Source organism: Moorena sp. SIO3B2, from assembly GCF_010692525.1.
GTDB lineage: Bacteria > Cyanobacteriota > Cyanobacteriia > Cyanobacteriales > Coleofasciculaceae > Moorena > Moorena producens.
On sequence record NZ_JAAHHE010000089.1, the window covers coordinates 2,883 to 23,913 of the forward strand.

General features: G+C 41.1%; 16 protein-coding genes and 1 pseudogene. 9 read left to right on the plus strand and 8 right to left on the minus strand.

Annotated features, from left to right (window positions below; translation table 11 throughout):
- Window positions 1-239 precede the first annotated feature (239 nt).
- On the minus strand, window positions 240-1,178 hold the full coding sequence (locus F6K38_RS19170; RefSeq protein ID WP_287357149.1) for a glycosyltransferase family 2 protein: 939 nt from the start codon (window positions 1,176-1,178) through the stop codon (window positions 240-242).
- 2 nt (window positions 1,179-1,180) lie between these two features.
- Here F6K38_RS19170 and F6K38_RS19175 point away from each other — a divergent pair, with 2 nt between their 5' ends.
- Window positions 1,181-1,384 carry a hypothetical protein gene (locus F6K38_RS19175; RefSeq protein WP_287249499.1) on the plus strand — a complete coding sequence of 68 codons (204 nt, stop codon included), beginning with the start codon at window positions 1,181-1,183 and terminating at the stop codon, window positions 1,382-1,384.
- Between the two features lie 161 nt (window positions 1,385-1,545).
- On the opposite strand, the gene F6K38_RS19180 is transcribed toward F6K38_RS19175, so the two are convergent.
- From F6K38_RS19180 to F6K38_RS19190, 3 genes are all read right to left on the minus strand, one after another.
- Complete coding sequence (locus tag F6K38_RS19180; RefSeq protein ID WP_287357151.1) at window positions 1,546-2,310, minus strand: FkbM family methyltransferase; 765 nt, start codon at window positions 2,308-2,310, stop codon at window positions 1,546-1,548.
- Between the two features lie 19 nt (window positions 2,311-2,329).
- A complete protein-coding gene (locus F6K38_RS19185) occupies window positions 2,330-3,301 on the minus strand; it encodes a glycosyltransferase family 2 protein (RefSeq protein WP_008188061.1) in 972 nt (323 codons plus the stop codon).
- A 528-nt stretch (window positions 3,302-3,829) separates the two neighbouring features.
- Window positions 3,830-5,518, minus strand: coding sequence for a capsule biosynthesis protein (locus F6K38_RS19190; RefSeq protein WP_287249495.1), 1,689 nt, complete (start codon window positions 5,516-5,518; stop codon window positions 3,830-3,832).
- 358 nt (window positions 5,519-5,876) lie between these two features.
- Here F6K38_RS19190 and F6K38_RS19195 point away from each other — a divergent pair, with 358 nt between their 5' ends.
- The 6 genes from F6K38_RS19195 to F6K38_RS19220 all read left to right on the plus strand — a co-directional run bounded on the left by F6K38_RS19195 (window position 5,877) and on the right by F6K38_RS19220 (window position 15,207).
- A complete protein-coding gene (locus F6K38_RS19195) occupies window positions 5,877-6,683 on the plus strand; it encodes an ABC transporter permease (RefSeq protein WP_008188064.1) in 807 nt (268 codons plus the stop codon).
- Window positions 6,684-7,433: an ABC transporter ATP-binding protein gene (locus F6K38_RS19200; RefSeq protein ID WP_287249492.1), complete on the plus strand. Its 750-nt coding sequence runs from the start codon at window positions 6,684-6,686 to the stop codon at window positions 7,431-7,433.
- 360 nt (window positions 7,434-7,793) lie between these two features.
- Window positions 7,794-8,765 carry a glycosyltransferase family 2 protein gene (locus tag F6K38_RS19205; RefSeq protein WP_287249491.1) on the plus strand — a complete coding sequence of 324 codons (972 nt, stop codon included), beginning with the start codon at window positions 7,794-7,796 and terminating at the stop codon, window positions 8,763-8,765.
- A 212-nt stretch (window positions 8,766-8,977) separates the two neighbouring features.
- A complete protein-coding gene (locus tag F6K38_RS19210) occupies window positions 8,978-12,337 on the plus strand; it encodes a glycosyltransferase (protein WP_287357152.1) in 3,360 nt (1,119 codons plus the stop codon).
- A gap of 150 nt (window positions 12,338-12,487) precedes the next feature.
- Window positions 12,488-13,984: a methyltransferase domain-containing protein gene (locus F6K38_RS19215; protein WP_287249487.1), complete on the plus strand. Its 1,497-nt coding sequence runs from the start codon at window positions 12,488-12,490 to the stop codon at window positions 13,982-13,984.
- Window positions 13,985-14,025: 41 nt separating this feature from the next.
- On the plus strand, window positions 14,026-15,207 hold the full coding sequence (locus F6K38_RS19220; RefSeq protein WP_287357154.1) for a class I SAM-dependent methyltransferase: 1,182 nt from the start codon (window positions 14,026-14,028) through the stop codon (window positions 15,205-15,207).
- Window positions 15,208-15,225: 18 nt separating this feature from the next.
- Here F6K38_RS19220 and F6K38_RS19225 read toward each other — a convergent pair.
- Window positions 15,226-15,415 (minus strand): annotated as a pseudogene (locus F6K38_RS19225) (IS4 family transposase); the annotation flags it as partial.
- 214 nt (window positions 15,416-15,629) lie between these two features.
- On the opposite strand from F6K38_RS19225, the gene F6K38_RS19230 reads away from it, so the two are divergent.
- Entirely contained in the window at window positions 15,630-16,598 is a 969-nt protein-coding gene (locus tag F6K38_RS19230) for a glycosyltransferase (RefSeq protein ID WP_287249483.1), read from the plus strand.
- A complete protein-coding gene (locus F6K38_RS19235) occupies window positions 16,595-17,302 on the plus strand; it encodes a class I SAM-dependent methyltransferase (protein WP_287249481.1) in 708 nt (235 codons plus the stop codon). Before F6K38_RS19230 ends, F6K38_RS19235 begins: the two co-directional genes overlap by 4 nt.
- 80 nt (window positions 17,303-17,382) lie before the next feature.
- Here F6K38_RS19235 and F6K38_RS19240 read toward each other — a convergent pair whose 3' ends face one another.
- From F6K38_RS19240 to F6K38_RS19250, 3 genes are all read right to left on the minus strand, one after another.
- Window positions 17,383-18,771 carry a glycosyltransferase family protein gene (locus F6K38_RS19240; protein WP_287357155.1) on the minus strand — a complete coding sequence of 463 codons (1,389 nt, stop codon included), beginning with the start codon at window positions 18,769-18,771 and terminating at the stop codon, window positions 17,383-17,385.
- Window positions 18,772-18,884: 113 nt separating this feature from the next.
- Window positions 18,885-19,751, minus strand: coding sequence for a hypothetical protein (locus tag F6K38_RS19245; protein WP_287267109.1), 867 nt, complete (start codon window positions 19,749-19,751; stop codon window positions 18,885-18,887).
- A 162-nt stretch (window positions 19,752-19,913) separates the two neighbouring features.
- A partial coding sequence (locus F6K38_RS19250) for a glycosyltransferase family 4 protein (protein WP_287357157.1) occupies window positions 19,914-21,031 on the minus strand: 1,118 nt, incomplete at its 5' end.

Consider the following 21,031-nt stretch of genomic DNA (forward strand, 5'->3'; position numbering starts at 1 on the left):
GCTAATAACTTATAGCTGATAGCTAATAACTTATAGCTGATAGCTAATAACTTATAGCGTTTCTCCCAGTTATGAGGTACGCTTGTCAACCTCAAAGTCCCCCTTATTAAGGGGGATTTAGGGGGATCAAGTTGTACCTTATGGGATATATAATTGCTATATAGCTAATAACTTATAGCTGATAGCTGATAGCTGATAGCTGATACGCGACACGCTGATACGCGACACGCTGATAGCTTTTACGATAACGGCTCGACTTCAAATGATCTCGGTCGTAAATATCCTGGACAATGTTGAATTAAGTGATAACTTTTACGTTGGGTAGTCATCGGATCGGTGATACTAATATACCGACTGGTCATGATGTTGTGCCAATCCCGAGGGATGAGATTCCAGAAGATCGGTTGGTCTGAATTGTAGTGTTGATCAAACCCGATCCCTTTACGAAACAATGCCCAAAGATACTTTTTCAGTTGCCATAACCAACCTGCTTTAGCATACTTTGAGTACCGTTCCGCATAAAGGGCTTTATAGTGCTTTTGCCTCTCCATCATTTGGGCATATTCTGGAGAATTAGGATCCGAACTCCAATTCCGGTAATGATGAATAGCAATTTTTTTAGTATAAACGATATCATTCCCTGAATATAAAACTTTCGTGGTCAAATCCGGATCAATCCCATAATCTCGAAATACTTCACAGAATCCACCCACCTGTTTTAATACGGAAGTTCTCAGCACACCTTGGTTAACATTTAATACACCAATTACTGAGACACCACCAATGTAGGGAGCACTCACGAAGGGACCTTGTTTATCCCTTACTTTCAGAGCTACCATCCCGATCTTCGGCTTTTCCTCAAGTATTTTTACCGCCGTATCCAGACCCTGATTCACAATGACATTATCATCACTTACCCAACACACATAGGGAGTATCTACCAGTCTGAACACATCATTATAGGCTTTAGCTTGACCAAGCTTTTCTCCCACCAAAATCGGAATCACCTGTGGATTTGAGGATGCGATCGCATTTAAATACTCAATAGTGCCATCATCAGACCCCGCATCAGTTACATAAATTTTCGTAGGGGTTGATGTTTGTTCAAGAATACTAGTAATACATTGCTTCAGAAGACTCAATCGATTATAGGTACCAACAACAACAGAAAGTTTCATGGTTGCTTCACTCCTCACCTTCACTCCTAAAAATTAACGTAAGCATTCAGCTATCAGCATTCAGCTATCAGCATTCAGCTATCAGCATATGCGCTACCCGCACGCTACGCGAACAGCAGTCAGCGGTCAGCGGTCAGTGGTCAGTGGTCAGCCGTAGCACAGGCCACAAGCGTGATGTAGCCCATAAGCTAATAGCTATTAGCTGATACCTGATACCTGATAGCTGACCGCTGATAGCTGATACCTGATAGCTAATACCTGATAGCTGACCGCTGATAGCTAATACCTGATAGCTGATACCTGATACCTGATACCTGATAGCTGATACCTGATAGCTGATACCTGATAGCTGATAGCTTGCACAACCCTAACGGACATACAAACAATGACAGAATAATGGCTGTCCCGACTTGATAGAATTAATTTGATTTTTAATTCCCGCAAATCGGTAACCCAACTCTACCAAACATTCATGTACCTCTTCAAATAATGGTTGTTCCTTATACAGGGGAACAAATGACATTTCTACCAGAACACATCGCCCTATTGAAAATAGCTTTTTACCTCCCTTTATCACTTTATCTTCAACCCCTTGGACATCAATTTTTATAAAAACATCTCTCTCAAATTGATCAGACTCTAATTCTGACTGTAATAGGTCATCCAGGGGGCAAACCTTTACTTTAACCTCAGTTTCTCCTGATGTCTGTGGAAATTCCTTCTTACATAGTTCACTGATTCTTAACATGGAAGAAGCTGGCCCATAAGAATTCTCATAGAATAACTCTTCTCCTTGATAATCCGACAACGCTACATTAAAAATTTTTAGATTAGGAATCTTAGCGCCTTTCCCTTCCAAGTCTGATATATAAGATGGCAATGGTTCAAATACATAGGTCTGTTTAGCATTGAAGTAAATGGCTAAAAATTCCGCAAAATCCCCATTATTTGCTCCAATATCAATTACCGTCTTAATCGAATAATTTTCACGAAGCCATCGCCATAGCTCCCTGCCTGGATCGGGACTCGCTTCAACAATTTGTTTGTAGTCTGAAAGCCTTAACAACTTTAAATTCATGGATGCTAACAGACGATTTACCAACCGACCAATTTCCTGTTTCACCGAAGCCATTTAGTTACTCCTATAAAACTTAATAAACTAAGTCCATAAACTGGTCTGCTGTTCTATTTTTGTCCTCATATAACCTATTTACTCGTCTCCGGAGATCCCGCTTATATCGATGATAATAAATTCCTTCCCATCGCTTCAAGTAAGCCTCTCGGTCATGGTCTAAAACAGCATTGTTAGTCTGGCGAACCGCTTCATTTCGATCATAATAATGTTCAACATAAGCCCCTGGACAATCTACAATTTCATAATTAAGCTGCCACATCTTTAAACAGAGATCACCATCAGCTTTATAAAAGATATATCGCTCTTCATCCGCCCAGTCAACTGCTGCTAGGGCTTCTTTTAAGTACATACCATGATTAACAAACAGTTTGCCACCAAGGGTATGTTGTACATAGTACTCTTCATCCTCTGGCCAATTCCGAAAATAGAAAGCTACTCCCCCTATTTTTCCGCCAGCTTTTTCCACCTCTTCAAACTTGTCCAACCCTAAATTAACCGCATTCGGTAATAGCAGACAATCATCACTGATCATCAAAATATATTTACCTTTAGCTGATTTAAAGCCAAGATTCATAAAATACCCCCAACTGCGACGCTTGAGTGGCTTTCCTTGGAATTCCCCTCGGTTATGTTGGATGATAGTAATAATATCTTTCTGCTGAATGAGCCATTCTAAAGAGCCATCCGTTGACCCCCCGTCAATCACAATGATTTCATAGGGAACCCGAATCTGATTATCTCGAACACTTTGAATCGCTTTTTCCAGTAAAGGTCTACGGTTATAACTCCCAATCACCACCGAGACGATGCAGGTTTTCTCAGAGCTAATTACCGGTTTAGCGAAAGACTTTAATATCTTCAAATGACTCAATTGTCCTGGATTAGCTGGTCCTGGATTAGCTAGTTTAATAGGAGAATGAGTCAATGAGCCATTATACAATTGTTTGACTTGACGAAAAGGCTTAGCTAGAATTTTGATATAGTTCATAAGGCACTCCTGAACACACCTGTATGGAGCCATCACCATTAAGCGATTTAGCTTAATCTGATGTGGCCGTTATAGTTGCACCCTCGGGGATAATGATATCAAACTATCCCATTGTTTATGTTATAATAACAAGTCATTATGGATAGATAAATCTAAAAATTTTCTGAAGGCTGGCCGAGTCCGTAGGGTGCGTTAGGGGCGCGCCTTGCCATCATATTCAACTTCGTAGCCAGTAGCCCCGTAACGCACCACCCAAGGGCTTGCCCTGATTTTCCGCCTCTTCGCGCCTGGTTGGGATAGTCCGTCCGGAAATTGATCACGGGCAAGATGCCCGTTCCACGCCTGATCCCCGTTCCACGCCTGATCCCCGTTCCACGCCTGATCCCCGTTCCACGCCTGATCCCCGTTCCACGCCTGATCCCCGTTCCACGCCTGATGCTCATGGCACCAAGATGCTCATGGCACCAAGATGTCCATGCCACCCACCGGGTCAAACAGCTTTAATGAGATGCACCAGATGCTTAATCCTTAGACGCGATCAATTCCCAACCGTTCCGCTGGATAGATAAAAGGAGAACCAGACAAGATGCCATCACAGATAATATCCAAACCCGGATCTGCACCAGGAAGTAATTGGTCTAGGCTAGTAATATTGAGCTTTACGTAAGGATTTTCCGATAGGGGTTCGGTAAACTGTAGGGGAATCATGCGTCTGAAAAAGAAATGGTAGGCGTACATCCTCGCCCGTTTCAGGGAATTAGAATCTAACCGTTCACCAAGGGGTAGCTTATCCAAGCATTGGAAATACTCCTCTGCTGTCGAAGGATCCATCGTGATTCCCTTATCTCGGATCCAAGCTTCACCACCAACGATCACCGGAATGCCTACACTGGTCAACTCTACTCCAGTTTTTGTCCCATAAATAATCACCGAATCGCACTCCATCATCGCTGCATAGGTACTCACAGGACTTTCTGGAGGAATGATGAAAATATTTTTAGGCAATTGAGACCAGACCTTCTTGATTTCTGGCAACAATGGTTGGCGAGAAGGCAACGTTCCCCGAATCTCTGCTGGATGAATCCGAATCAGCAGTTGTAAGTCAGAACGTTTAGCAAAATACTCAATCGTCTGGAGTACCCACGTTAGCATATTCGGAAAAGCATTAGCGCGATAGTGCAACTGGGCATCCCACATCACATTGGTGAGCATCCCAATCACCGGCTGGTTCAGGTCAAGCCCCATCTCCTCAGCATTTCGGCTAAATTCTTCATCAGGTTTTTCATGAAACCAAATCCAATCCCGAGTGCCTTGCCATCGACTTTTCAAATACTGTAGGATGTCATCTGTCATTGCCTGATTCCAAGGCATGGTTTCCCAGGCATGGAGAGGCTCACTGAGCATAGTGTGATGATAAGTGTCTCCATGGCTAAAAATAAAGCAACGCTTGCGGTAGGCAATCGTCCAGTTAACCACCCGCACTTGGCGTGAGCGACACACCTCACCAATGATGCCATGAGGTAAGTAGATGCCATGATTGAAGCAAGCAGCCTTAAAATTATAGTTACACAGTAGCTTACTGATAGCATACGCAGTCAGCAAAGCCCCTTCAAAATACCGACGCACCACGATTTCACTGTTGGGTTCGTTATCTAGATTCCCGCTGGTAAAATAGCGCAGCGCCCCAGCATAGGCGTGTTCACCAATATTCCAGTTGCCCAGGCAATAGTTTTCAATCTCTGATAGCCTTACGTGTGCTGCGATCTGTTTTGCCTCTAGCCTGTCGAGCCCAGTGAGCAGTTCACTGAATACATGGTTCGTCAAATGCAACGGTTGATACAGATAACGACCGGTTGCAAAACACTTTTGGCACTTGATCGTTTCTAGATCATAGTTTTCAATCCTTTCTTGAGGTGTATCTAGTTTTTGAAGATTGAGGCAGGCAGGCAGAGAATGGTCACACAGGAGAGTATGAACCTGTGCTCCTCTGAGGGTAAGGGCTACTGCTAGTAGGCTTTCTGGTAGTGACAGTGGCGCTGACCCCCCTACGGTAGTTGCTATTAGGACCATTGGTCCCTGGTGAGACCGTTGCTTGGCTTCTCTCCAGAGGGAGGGGTTAGTTTCGATAATAGCTCGCCAATCTAACAAGTTACTTTGCCCTAGTTGCCAAGAAAGCAAGGGACTTGGCTCTAGTTCGTCAGCACTAGTCAGAGACATATAATCAAGTCAGATACTTACTTCTCAAGGGATTATAACAAGTTCCTACTCGACAAATTTCCCTAAACTATGATAAGAATATACACACCGAAACAGAACGGTTGCGCGATGAAGCGTTCGCAAAGCGTGGCCTACGGCCTCAGCTTCCGCGCTTATGCGATTAGCCCAAAGGTCTACGCTACGCGAACGCGCCGTAACCAAAAGTGCGGGGTGGGAACACGACAGGGCGAATTTCTTCGCAGTATATGTTATGGTTCTAAAAATGCGCATCTAAGAACCAGTGGGGAGGCTAACTTGAATCCCTATATATTCGGTTCTATATATTCATATTCGGTTCTATATCTTCGGTGTATAAATTATGACCTTATCCCTCAAGGCTAACACCGCACGGTGGCAACTTCAGCGCTATTGGGAGTTGCTGTATATATTAACAGAGCGAAATCTGAAGGGACGTTATCGAGGATCGCTTCTGGGAGTATATTGGTCTTTGTTAAATCCTTTGATTATGACAGGACTATATACAGCAATTTTTGGTGCTACCTTTGCCTCTTATTATGACAACTCAACCATTAACTATATTCTGGCGGCTTTTACTGGGTTGCTTGTCACTAACTTTTTCTCCGCTTCAACCAACCAAGCATTAGTCAGCGTAGTTGGCAATGGTGCCCTGTTGAATAAAGTTCGTTTACCAATCAGTGTCTTCCCAGTTTCAACCATTGCTGCTAACGTGTTTCAGTTAGCTGTTGGCAGCTTTCCTCTCCTAGCTATTGTCACGTTGCTTACTTCAAAAAGTGTAGTCAATTTGCTAGCGTTGAGTCTTCCGTTAATCGCATTAATTTTGGTTAGTATCGGCCTCGGTTTTTTCGTCAGTGTTCTCTATGTTTTCTTTAGGGATTTACCTTATTTCTACGAACTAGTATGCTTTGTGATCTGGATTAGCTCTCCAGTCTTTTATCCAGCAGCAATTGTCCCAGAGGCGGTTCAACCCTTTTTGTTTTTAAATCCCTTATTGCCGATTATTGAAAGCATTCGACAGATTTCTTTGTCAGGAGGTTTGCCAGATGTAGGGTTAATTGGACACTCATGCCTAAGTGCCATAGTAATTGTATCCTTAGGCTGGACTTGCTTTCGAGTTTGGCAGCCTCACTTCATGGATTTGTTATAGATGACAGAAGAAGTTATTAGACTCGATCGGGTTTCATTGTGGCGAAGAACCCAAGAAGAGTTTTCCTATGACCTCAAGAAAACCATACTATCGTTTTTGGAGGGAAAATACCGCAAACCTTCCAGGAATTTAGTCCTTGATGACATTCATCTAGCAGTAGAAGCTGGGGAAAAAATCGGCATCATTGGACCGAATGGTTCAGGAAAATCAACGCTACTTAAAGTTATCTGTGGCATATTAAAGCCGACAGGGGGTCAGGTATGGATCAGAGGTGAAATCGCTCCTCTGATTGAGCTAGGAGCTGGATTCGATCCGGAACTTTCGGTAGTGGATAATATCAAACTCTATGGCGTGATGCTAGGTTTCTCTAAACAAGAGATGAAACTCAGAACCCCATCGATTTTGGAGTTTGCTGAGCTAGAAGACTACAAGTTAATGCCAGTGAAAGGATTATCCTCAGGGATGTCAGCGCGGCTAGGCTTTGCCATTGCCACTGATGTACAGCCAGATATCTTAATTTTAGATGAAGTGTTATCCGTAGGGGATCAAAGTTTTAGAATTAAGTGCCAGCGACGCATGGAAAGATTTTGGGAGGCTCATGCCACTGTTTTAGTGGTCTCCCATGATTTATCCTTTGTGCGCCATTACTGCAAGCGGGTAATTTGGTTAGACAAAGGCAGGATAAAGTTAGCGGGAGAGAGCAATGAGGTAGTCGATTCCTACTTAAATAGTGTTAAGGAAGTGGTTTAACCTTAAAAAAAGTTAAAAGTTTTAAACAAAAGTTAAAAGCTTAAGGTAAATGAAAGATGGTAATCTCAGCAGTTGGAATATAGTTAAACCTATAGTTAAACCGTCAGCTATCAGCCGTCAGCTATCAGCCGTCAGCTAATAAATGGGAGGTAGTAAACAAGCATCGGGGGGCTGGTACGGTTGGTTAAAAATCCCTGCTCATTTCACTGATCCAATCCCGTGCATTTAAAGCGCCTGGTAGCACCATCTGTAGCCCATAAGCTGATACGCGACACGCTGATAGCTGACTGCTGAATGCTTAGGTTAAATCTGTTAAACAAGTCTTATCACCCTAATAGTGATAATTTTGAGGAGGAGCATGTGAGGATTTCAATTATCACTGTATGTAAAAATGCTGAGCGATTTATAGAACGAGCGATCAAGAGTGTCGTCTCTCAGACCTATGAGGATATAGAGTACATTATTATTGATGGCAACTCCCAAGACAAAACTAAGGAGATTGTTCATAAATATAGTGATCACATTAGCAGATTTATTAGCGAACCTGATGGCGGTATCTATGAAGCCATGAATAAGGGAGTTAGGTACTCCTCTGGTGAGTTTATTGCTTTTATTAACTCAGATGACTATTATCTTGATAAAAAGGTAATCCAAGATACCGTTAACTTCCTGTTGGCAAATCCCTCCTGTGATTTTGTGTATGGAGACCTAGAGGTTAGAGAGCAATCTGGGTCTTCCTTTTTAGTGAAGCCTCCCATGCCTGAAGATGTAGCTGATGAACTGATTTGTGGATGTTTGCCTCACCAAGCCAGCTTCTCCAGAGCTAACTTGTTTTTCTCTAAGATAGGGCTTTTCAATGAACGCTACAGAATATCATCGGATTATGAATGGTTTCTGAGGCTAATCCAGAATGAGACTGTGAAATTGTGTTACTATCCTCGCACAATCACATCCTATTATGCAGGAGGACTTTCTAGTCAGTTAAGACTATCCCTACCTGAATCCTATAGTATTCAGAACCAATGCCCAATGTATCAAGATTCCTACTGGTTGAACAGAAGAATCCTCAAATATCAGGAGTTCGTCATTAACCTGAGAGAATGGCTTCAAAATGCCGAAAACGGTAGAAATACACTAAATCTCAACTATACAGCTCTTGAAAACAAATATCAAGCCGTTGAAACGGAATACCATGCCCTAAAGCTTGAATTAGAGCAAGCCCGGGCGAAAATTGCTGAAATTGCGAAAATTGTTGAGAGGGAAACCGATATAAATCAGAATGGACAAAGTTCTAATATCAAACTCAACTTGACGAATTTGGAACAAGTCTGATTAGGATAACAACTTAGACTAATACCTTAGACTAACAGGTTATAAATACTATAGGGATACTAAATGAATTGTGATAATTTTTGTTCCCTGTTCCCTGTTCCCTGTTCCCTGTTCCCTGTTCCCTGTTCCCTTTGTTATAACAAGTTAAACTTCTTAATTATTGCTATTTACTGCCAAATTTATGGTCAGGTGTGTGTGAGGGGCTGTGTAATATGCCAAGTAATAGGTCAGAATCCGAACTAGATTATGTGATTCCTCCTGAGATTAAAGACGACGATTTTTATAGAGCGATTCAGAGGATAGCTCGGGAAGAAGATATCAAGACGGTTCTAGAAATCGGGTCTTCATCCGGTGCGGGAAGCACCGAAGCGTTTGTGAAGGGGCTGCGGGAAAACCCGTCTAATCCAGTGTTATTCTGTATGGAGGTTTCAAAACCTCGTTTTACTGAGTTAAGGGAACGCTATCGGGAGGATTCTTTTGTAAAGTGCTACAATATTTCATCAATTTCCCTAGAACAGTTTCCTAGGCAAGATGAAGTCAGAGAATTTTATAATTCCCATCGTACCCCTCTAAATAACTACCCTCTTGAACAAGTCTTGGGTTGGCTTCGTCAAGATATCGATTATGTTAGGGAAATGGGAACCTCTGGAGATGGGATTGAAACGATTAAGCAAGAAAACCAGATCGAGGATTTTGATCTAGTCTTAATCGACGGCTCCGAGTTCACGGGTGAGGTGGAATTGGATCAGGTTTACGGAGCCAAATACATCCTACTTGATGATATTTGTACCTACAAAAATTATAGTAATCACCATCGGTTATTAAGAGATAAAAACTATAAACTGATTGAGCAAAATGCGTCTGTGCGCAATGGTTACTCCATTTTTGCTAAAGCGGGTAGTCACCATTTAGGTGGGCAGTCAGGTCAAGCCTCAACCCCTCTTCCCATCAATTTTTTTACAATTGTTCTCAATGGTGAACCCTTCATTCGCTACCATATTGACGTCTTCAGTAAACTGCCATTCCCATGGCATTGGCACATTATTGAAGGTGTAGCGAAATTGAAGCATGATACTGCCTGGAGTTTAGCGACGGGTGGGTATGTCAGTGATGAAATTCACCACAACGGTCGTAGTATTGATGGCACCACAGAGTATCTCGACCAACTGATGGAACGCTACCCTGACCAGATCACCGTCTATCGCAAACCTGATGGGGTTTTCTGGGAGGGCAAGCGAGAAATGGTGAATGCTCCCCTTGAGAATATCCAACAAGAGTGTCTGTTGTGGCAGGTAGATGTGGATGAGTTGTGGACAACTGAGCAAATCTGTAAAGCTCGACAGATGTTCATCGACCAACCTGACAAGACGGCTGCTTTCTTCTGGTGTTGGTATTTCGTTGGAGAAAATTTAATTGTCACCAGTCGCAATTGCTATACACAAAACCCCAAACAGGAATGGTTGCGCCTCTGGAGGTTTAAACCAGGAGCTGTCTGGGCAGCCCACGAACCCCCAAGGCTAGTCCAACCGTGGTCAACTAATCAGTCTAATCAGTCAAATCAGTCAGCTAATCAGTCAGCTAATCATGGGCAAGATGTAGCAACCATAAATCCATTCTTACATCGAGAAACCGAAGCGCAGGGACTGGTCTTTCAACATTTTGCTTATGTAACACCGGAACAGTTGCAGTTTAAGGAGAGCTACTACGGCTACCAGAATGCTCTGGCCGACTGGCAGGGACTACAGCAGCAGTCTGAATTTCCAGTTTTTCTGCGTCAACATTTATCTTGGGTTGAGGATGAAACCCTGGTTGAACCGGCGGATATCTGTGGTATAGTGCCGATTGCTCAGAAGGAGCCTGACGGCGAAAAATGGCAGTTTTTGCAACTGGAAGAATTTCAGCAACAAACTATGAAGATTGAAAGACCATTCCCCCAAATTTTGGTTGATGGGGTATTTTTCCAATTTTTTCCTAACTCTGGGATTTCCCAAGTCTGGAAGTCTTTGCTAGAGGAATGGGCAACTAATGGCTTTGGGAACCATGTGATTGTTTTAGACCGGGCTGGAACGGCTGCGAGGATTCCTGGAATTCGCTATCGCCCCATTCGAGCTTACGATTACAACAAAACGGGAGCAGATGCTGACTTGTTGCAGGAAATCTGTGATGAAAAAGGGACTGATCTATTTATTTCCAGCTACTATACCGCACCCCTATCTACTCCTTCTGTATTTATGGCTTATGACATGATTCCAGAAGTGATCGGTGCCAATCTTAACGAAGCAGGTTGGAAAGAGAAACATTACGGTATCTTACACGCCTCACGTTATATTACGATATCCGAAAGTACGGCTCGAGATCTGATTAAGTTTTTTCCCCATATTTCCCGGTCAAAGGTAACGGTAGCTCACTGTGGGATCAAAAAGGTTTTTTCCCCGGCAAGCCCTGATGATATCGATGAGTTTAAGACTAAATTCAATGTGACCAAACCCTACTTACTCTTAGTAGGAGAAAGAACAGGTGTTAATGGCTATAAAAACGCTATCTTTCTATTCAGAGCATTATCTAAGCTGGTGGATAAGGAAGAGTTTGGGGTGGTTTGTGTAGGTGGTAGACCTGAGTTAGAACCTGAGCTAGCTGCCCTGGCAGCAGGAATAACAACCCAGGTTCTGCCCCTGAGTGATGAAGAATTGAAAGTAGCTTATTCTGGTGCGATCGCTCTGGTTGTCCCCTCTCTGTACGAAGGGTTCGGATTACCAGTTACCGAAGCAATGGTGTGTGGTTGCCCTGTAATTACCTGTCGTCACTCCTCTCTTCCGGAAGCAGCTGGGGAAGCAGCATTGTATGTGGATCAATCTAATGTTTACGAGCTGATTGATGCTCTGTACAAAGTTCAAAACCCAGAGGTTCGTAAGCAGTTGATTGCTGATGGTTTTGAACACGCGAAGAAATTTTCCTGGTCAAAGATGGCCGAGACTGTGGCAGAGGTTATGGTCGAAACTGCTAAGACCATCAAAAATGATGGTACTGGTATAGGTTCCCCCCTTTGGGGAGAATTCAGGAAGTTACAGGCTCAAATCCAAGAAAAGCTACCCCCAAGTCCGTCCCTAATTCAAGTTCAGCCAACTCAGCTTCAGTCAGGGGATCTCGAAGAGCAATTGAGGTACGCAGAGGCTCAACTTCAGCAAAAACAGCGGGAACTTCAAGAAGCAGGGTCAACTCTAGCTGCAATGCAGTCCAATCAATTCTGGAAACTGCGGTCAGGCTGGTTTCGACTAAAACCCCTGTTAGTTCCACTAGTTAGTCTAATTTTAGGGATCAACTTACTACTGCTATCTACCGCAATGTATGCTAACAGGACTCTAGTGCAACTAATGTCATTCGTTTCTCCTATCCAAGGAAATCTATTCTTTAGTCTTGGCGGTAGTTTGTTGTCCATTGCACTAATGTTAGGTATGGTGGGCTATCTGGGCTATATGAAGCCTCAGGTTCTCCGCCGGGTCAGAATTGTCATGGGTGGTGGGGGATTAGCGTTGATAGGTTTGACGGTACTACAAAACATTAACCTGTTGTAGATAACAGCCCAGTTTTCCAAGTCTTAATTCTTAAGACCCTTTATTTTTATTCCGTCTCTGGGGAGTGAATTAAAAAAAGGGTTTTCAATCCGGACTTGTGACCAGACTTAAGTTCGAGCTAATTTATCAATACCTGGGTGTAACAACAACATGACACAAACCTTTAGAGATATCTGTTGGTGTGGAAATACTGAGCTAACTGAATTTTCCCCCGACTACTTGGCGTGCTCTGAATGTGGCACTCTAGTGTCAAAAACTGGTTTGAGGTCTGAGCAGCTTCGTGTACAGGATGATAACCATGACTTCTACGGTAAAGAATACTGGTTGTCTTATCAGACCGAGCATTATGGTTTTCCTGATATTCGTCAACGAGCCCGTCAAGACTTACCAGAGCGATGCCTCCACTGGTTGCGTACACTGATGGCTTATAAACTACCGCCAGCCAAAGTGCTTGAGTTAGGTTGTGCTCATGGTGGCTTTGTGGCAATGATGGGCTGGGCAGGTTTTGATGCTATGGGTTTAGAACTTAGCCCTTGGGTGGTGGAATTCGCACAACAGACATTCAATATGCCCATTTTGTCAGGACCGATCGAGGATCAGCAACTAGAATCGGAATTGTTTGATGCCATCGTACTCTACGATGTCCTGGAGCATCTACCTGATCCAGTGGCTACCATGAGCCATGGGGCATCTCTTCTTAAGGAAGATGGTATTTTCATTGTGCAGATGCCAAATTATGAAGAGGGTAAAACCTATTCAGAGATGGTTGCTCAAAAGGATAATTTTTTACACCAAATGAAATCTATTGAGCATATCCATCTTTTGAGTAGGCGAGGGGTGTCGCAATTCTTTAAAAACCTCGGTTTTGAATTTCTGCAATTTGAACAACAGTTGTTCGACTATGATATGTTTTTCGTAGCTAGTCGGCAGGCTTTGGTGCGCTATACTGATCAGCAAATTAGTTACTATCTGCTCAAGAGTCCATCTGGGCGAATGGTTCAGGCATTACTGGACAAATCATCTGAGTTTAATCAACTCCAAGTTCAGTATCAAAATATCCAAGTTCAGTATCAAACTAGCGAGACTAGGCGTGCTGAGCTTCTGAAGATTATTGAGCAACAGGATCAAGAGATAGCTTCCTTGCGCTCTCAGGTCAGTGCAACTGTCACAGACCTCCAGCAGACTAAATCACAATTAACCCAAGCCCACTCAGACCTTCAACATACTCAGTCACAATTGACCAATGCCCACTTAGATCTACAACATAGTCAGTCACAACTAAATCAATCAAACTCAGAAGTTCAGCATACTCAGTCACAGTTAGTACATGCTTACTCAGAAATTCAACATACTCAGTCACAATTAACCCAAGTACATTCAGACCTTCAGCATACTCAGTCACAATTAACCCAAATACACTCACACCTTCAGAATAGTCAGTCACAATTGGCACAGTCACAGGAAAAAATTCAGGATTTTCAGCAAAATCAATTACAGCAGATTCAGAACCAACTGAACGAAACTGAGACTAAGTTGAAGGTAATTAATGTAGAAATTGCGGCGATGAAGACCAGTAAGTTTTGGAAATTGCGATCGCTCTGGTTCAAATTAAAAGGGTTTGTTGGTTTTCCTACAGATAACGAATAAAATTTTCAATAATTAACGTCAGCTAAAACAGGAGTTTAATCATGCTTGATACGGTACTCAATCAAGTTGTCAGTGCTAAGGAACCATTCAACAGTTATGAGACGGTGAAAGAAGCTGTTGAAACCATTGATGGTTTCCTAGTTCCTGGTCAAGAAGAGTTTTTATTCAATAAAGTAAAGTCCCTTCCTGAGGATGCTCTTATTGTTGAAGTTGGCTCTTATCAAGGAAGGTCTACGGCAGCTATGGCGTTTGCCTGTGTAGGAAGTAATCGCAAGATCTACTGTATTGATCCATGGATAGGGCAATGTCCGGACTTACCTGAAAAGAGTGTCTTTGAGGTCTGGAAAGAAAACCTTGAAAATTACCAACTGACTCCCTATATCAAATCGTTTCAGGGATATTCTTCAGAAATTATGAAGCGTTGGGGTGAATTAACTGGAGAAAAGACGATTGACTTTGTGTTTATTGATGGTTCTCATGAATACTTAGATGTGCTGACTGATTTTGGGTTATTATTACCCCTGATGAAAGTTGGGGGATGGATGGCTTTTCATGATGTTGTTGAAACTTGGCCTGGATGCGACTATCTATGGCATGATATTGTAAAGTTTCGTCTTACAGACCACGAGTACTCAACGACTCTTGCCTGTGGTCGAGTGAAAACGACTCAAGAACTCTCCGAGGAGTTACAAGAATTTCATGAGTTGCGGACATTGCTAGTTCAATCACAACAGCTTCAAGATAGCGGAAGCAAAGAATTGCAACAAACTCAAACTAAGCTTAAACAAACCCAAGAGCAATTACAAGACACTCAAGACCAATTACAACAAACTCAAGGGCAATTCCAAAATGCCCAAGTAGAGCTAGTTCAAACTAAACTTAAACAAACTCAAGAGCAATTACAAGACACTCAAAAGCAATTACAAAACGCTAAAGGTAAAGTAGAGCTAGTTCAAACTCAATTTAAACAAACTCAAGAGCAATTACAACAAACTCAAGAGCAATTACAACAGACTCAAGAGCAATTACAAAACACCCAAGTAGAGCTAGTTGAATCCCAACATCTTCAAGAGAGTAAAAGTACAGAACTGCAACAAATTCAATACGAATTACACCACAGCAAACTACAAGTAGCGGCTATGAAGACAAGTAAGTTTTGGAAACTGCGATCGCTCTGGTTTAAATTTAAAGGGTTGGTTGGTCTACCAATAGATAACCAATAAAATTTCAAACAATTAACGTCGAAAAAATTGTTGCAGTCGATTGTAATTTGAGTCAGGCATAGCCTGACTCAAATTACAATCCGAGTTCACTCAGGTTCACTGTGTTTACTTTCAGCAATGGCAGATTGAACTTGGCTAGAAACGAAACTCTCGCTCTGTGCTATCCCAAATGGGGTTGGAGGGCTTTCTTCAATTCGCTATTATTAATTTATGGGTTTTGATATCACTCTCCTAAATTCGGATGAAACCCCATCCTGCTCTTCTTTTCAACCTTTTTGTCCTGTACTGAAGTGAGGGGTAGACTTTTGGCAGGAAAACATGTACTCTAACTTATTAGTTTTTCAAAGTCTGAGAGGAAATAAATGGGACTCCCAAAGCTCTCACCGCCAAAACAGTCTCTAAATCAGTCTCTAATTACTGACTTGACTGATAGGAGAAATCTAGTCATTGTCATTCCTTCATTTAATGACTGGGAAGCTCTGGAAAAGCTACTGCTACTTATTGATGAGATTATTATTCCTCAGGGCACCAATTTAGAAGTTGTTATTGTTGATGACTATTCAACGATGCCCATCCCACATTCACTTACTCATCAAGAACATCGCCAGATTCGAGCAGTTAACATCCTTCGACTTCGCCGCAACCTTGGTCACCAGAGAGCGATAGCGGTTGGCTTGTCCTATGTATATAGCCACTCAGACTGCGACTGGGTTGTGGTGATGGATGGTGATGGGGAAGATAATCCCTTTGCGATAGAGCACCTCCTGAATGTCTCGGACAAGACAGGTAACAATAAAATAATTTTTGCTAAGCGGAGTAAGCGCTCTGAAAGCTACACATTTAAGTTTTTATATTTCATTTACAAAAAGCTTTATCTCCTGCTTATAGGGAAAGAAATTAGCGTCGGTAATTTCAGTTTATTACCTGCTTATTTATTGAAGAACGTCGTAGTAATTTCAGAAATTTGGAATCATTACTCATCAGGCATTTATCGCTCTCGAATTCCCTATATTGAAGTAGATGTGCCCCGCGCAAAGCGACTAGCTGGACAGCCCAAGATGAACTTAGTGTCCCTCGTGACACATGGCTTGAGTTCTATTGCGGTGTACGGAGATATTGTTGGGACGAGAATCTTATTAAGTATCGTAGTTTTATTAGTTATTTTATTGTTGCTCTTAGGCTTAGTTTTGCTGATTAGAGTCTTTACCGATTGGGGGATACCAGGCTGGGCCACCTACGTGTCGGGTTTATTAGTTCTATCTATGTTGCAACTTGTCTTAATCGGCACTGTTTTCAGTCTGATCATTCTGTCAACGCGCAATCAGTCCAACTTGATTCCAGTTCGCGATTATAAATATTACGTTGATGATTTCTTTCCTTTAAAACCATGAGCCAGTTTACCTATGTCGGGACAGAGTTAGAGCTATTTGCTCAAGCCAATAATTGGAAGAACTATATAAGAGTATTATTAAGCAAATATATCAAAGGTGATGTCTTAGAAGTTGGGGCAGGCATAGGAAGCAACACCCGTTTACTCTGTCGCTCCCAATATAGTCAGTGGTTGTGCCTAGAGCCAGACAATCAGCTTTTCCATGCTCTAGAAAAATCGATTGATTTAAATGGTATCATCAACTGTTATGCCCGCAATGGAACTATTGATAGTTTGACTAATGAGCAATTCTTTGATTCAATTTTCTACATTGATGTTTTAGAACATATCCGCAATGATAATCAAGAAGTCATCAAAGTGTCTCAACATCTAAAAGCTAATGGAAATTTAGTTATTTTAGGTCCGGCTCATCAAAGATTGTTTACTCCCTTCGATGCAGCTATTGGTCACTATCGTCGCTATAGTCAATCCAGTCTTAAAGCAATAATACCAGATAATCTCAAGATTGTTAAATGTCTCTATTTAGATAGTGTGGGTTTACTAGCTAGTCTAGCTAATAAACTGATACTTAAGCAAAGTCAACCAACTTTAAAACAAATACAAGTATGGGATAGATTAATGGTTCCTCTCTCTAGAAAGTTAGATCCTATCTTCAGATATAAATTAGGAAAATCAATTCTGCTAATAGCAAAAAAAATCTCCTGATCAAATTGATAAAAGTTAATTTTATAGTTTGTTTTTAAAATTAACCCTAAATTTTTTTTTGGATAGCACCATTTCCTAATTCATTTTGGATGGCCATAATAACCTCTAAAACCTTTCCAAACTCTACCACCTTGTTGAAGGTTTTTATTAGCTAAAGACACCCAATACTGGTTAGACTCATCAACATTTTGATTTTGTAAATTTTTAGGGGGTTCAAAATATTCTAGAGACTCTAAATACTCAAAATAATATTGATATTTTTTTGAGATTACCGAAATTTGAGCCAACCTTTCTCTAAGAGCTTGATAATTAGAAATAGCTACTTTATTAAATTGAAGAACTATAGGAGTAAAACAAAGCATTATCCATGAAAAAGCTAGAATTATATTAATTTTAGCAAAAATTTTTGATATTTTATACCCAAGCCAAACAAAAGCCAAAGGAACAAGTGAGATTGAAGCTACCCATTGTCTTGGTAGAATCCAATAGTTACTCCGAAAAGAGACATAAGATAAAACTATAGATATTCCCAAGGCTATAATTATTAGAAAAACAGGACTGATTAGCTCTTTAAGATAAACTTTCCTAAGTTTTGGGTAAACTATAATAATTGAGAAAATAACGAAAATGATAATAAGCAAGGGATATAAAAGTTTTTGTAAAAATTCAAAATGACTGAATTCCATAAAAGTGATGAGTAACTCATCCTTTTTTACCCAATGAAAAGGAGCAAATGTAAACTCTGGGCGCTCTCGTAACCAAGTTAATAATCCTAAAGTAAAATAGACTATTGTGCCGAGGACAGAAAGAGGAATATTAGTATGTTTAAGAACAGAGTTAATTGAAATTTTTCCGCCCGTTTGAATCAATTTTTGCAAGTATGTAAATACAATAATTGCCAACCAATAAACAGAAAAATAAGGATGGAATAGTACCCCCATTAAAATAGAAAATAATCCAAAAAATGTAAAAATAGCACGGGTTCTTTGGGGCAAAGGGGTACTGTAATAGGCTAAGGTACAAACGGTAGCAGTTACTAAAGGCATATAAGGGCGGGCTTCACCCACAAAATACATTAGCTGAGTTTGAGAAAAAAGAGCAAGAATACCAATAACTTGCCAGAAAAAGGGCATGCCCCAAAGACGGAAAAGATAAATTGCTGCTAAAAACAAGACCAAACCAGAGAAAATACTGGGAAATCTTAGCCAAAAGATGTTAGCACCAAAGAGCTGCATCAACCAGTGGTCAATAAGCATATAAATGCCTGTTTGTCCATGATTAATCGTTAGAATAGACTGACTGATAGCGTTCCAAGCTTCAGCCGTTGTGTCATAGCTACCGAAAGCAAAATGTAAAAACTCATCAATCCAAATTGGCCGACCAAAAGATGAGTTTAATGCTACACAAAACAGACATAGTAGTAACAAGCAAATATTAGAAACATGGTAATTGATTAATTTATTTTTCATCACCCTCAATAACCATTGATAAAAACACCCTTAAAACGGTATTAATATGCAGAAGCGATGCAGTCGCTCATGGGGTAAACCACTCGCGCTTTGCATCAAGACACTGGTTGGATTCAATTACTTTTTCCCAGTATCTGCTTCAATAATTGCTTTGTTTTTATTTTCACAAACCCCCCGATTATCTTAAAGGGATGAGAGTTACTTGGCTTTGCATCCCCCGCAGCTCTAGGAGGAAAACTAACAATTTTTTGATAGTCTAAAGGGTTAAAAAAACGCTCAGGAGTAAAGGGAGGAGAAAAGGCATCATTGACTAAATCTTCACGCACATAAAATCCATTGGCAGAATATAATCCACAACCTACTAACACCATCCCCTTACGGCGAGCTAGCTTCTCTAAAGCTACAAGAGAAGCTCCATAAGCACTAGAATTACAATCCCAGCGAAAATTAGGGTCATAGGGCATGATCCATTCTTGAGGTGGTGGATAGGAATGATTGTGCTCTAAACAAACAACTCTAGGTTGTATAACCGAAATAGCCTCATAGACGTAATAGTCATTACTATCAATATCCACTGAAAGAAAATCAATTTCTCCAGTAATACCAGCACTTTCAATTAAATCATTAATATTTTCGGCGTTAACTGCCGCTTCGATAAATTTTAAGCGACCTTCACCGATGGCATCTTGATAATTGGCTCGAATAGTTTTTGCATAGTCTGGCAAGGATTCTATCCACAATCCTGTCCATCCCTTTTCTAAAAGATAATGACTATTGTTTTCTCGTCCTGTTTCTGCTCCAAACTCCACAAAAACCTGGGATTTTATCCCAATTCTATTAAATATTTCTTCTATAATGCCGTCTTCATCCGATTGAGAGTGTACCTTAAACCCAAAATGCTCTAACCTTCGTGGATCATCCCCTGCTCGAATCTTTCGGTCTTGTTTAATTTGTTCTATAACTGAATCCTGTTTATTCATGACTGTATTACCTTAAAACCCAACCAAATTTTTGGTCACTACTTATCAGTGATGACGGGTATATAGATCAAATCTACCTCACACCAATCCAAATACTACCGTCTTCGGGGTTTGATTAGCAACTGATACTGCTGACAAACTTATAGCGGTGTCCAGAATTCATCACCTAATTGAACGATAACCATCCAAGGTCAGTTGAGCAGTCTTTTCCCATGTGAAAAGCTTAGCACGTTGCCGTCCTTTCTCAATCATAGATGCCCGATGTTCTGAGTCTTCTACAACTATCTCCATAGCGTTAACTAGTCCATCCACAGAATCTGGCTCAAATAAACTAGCTGCATCTCCTACCACCTCAGGCAAGGAAGAGGTTAAGCAGCAGATAACTGGACATTGGCATTCCATTGCCTCTAGGGGGGGCAAACCAAATCCTTCATAGCGGCTAGTATAAATTAGGGCTTGGGCATTACGATATAGGGTTTTGAGTAGGGCATCATCACCCCTAAGATAGATGAAATTTTGCCGCATATTATGCTCTTCCATAACCCTTAATTCGGATTCCAAAAAATCACAGGAACCCCCAAAACAGACTAATTTTAAATTATCCCGTAATTTAGGACTAGCAGCAAACGCTTTGAGGACTATTTCAAAATTTTTATATTTTGAACGAGTTCCCACATAAAGGAAGTAAGGCTGACTAAGGCAATCCTTTGGTAATTCAAATTCTTTAGCGTCTTGAATTCGACTTGCCCAATAGGTTACTTTAGTTTTTTGCGGATTAACTCCCAATAATTCTACTAAATCATTTCGGCTATTTTCGGAAGCTACAAAAATTAAATCGGCTTGTTCAACTAGCTGTTGCTTATTTTTAATTAATGGCTGAAACTTAGCTTGTCCTGATAAAAATTTTTCCGGAATCATATCATGGATTGTTATTACAAGTTTCTTAGGTTTAACAATCTCCACTAAGTCAGCATCATAGTAGGTAGGATGATAGATATCATATTGTCTACCAAATCTACGGACAAACCATTGAAAGGATAGTTTATTGATAGTGTCATTAATAGCCTTACCTGTTGGAAAGGGAAATTTTGGTATCACCCCATATCCGGTGAGTTGAGCGCGATACTCTGAGATATCGTACCCATCGGTCTTGATGCCACGATGCCAATGAATTGAGCAGTCAGAGTTTGGCGATAACTCTCGGATTAATTCAATAAAAATTCGGGATATACCACCAAATTTCTGGATGGCAAACATTTGATGGTCGTAGAGAATATCCA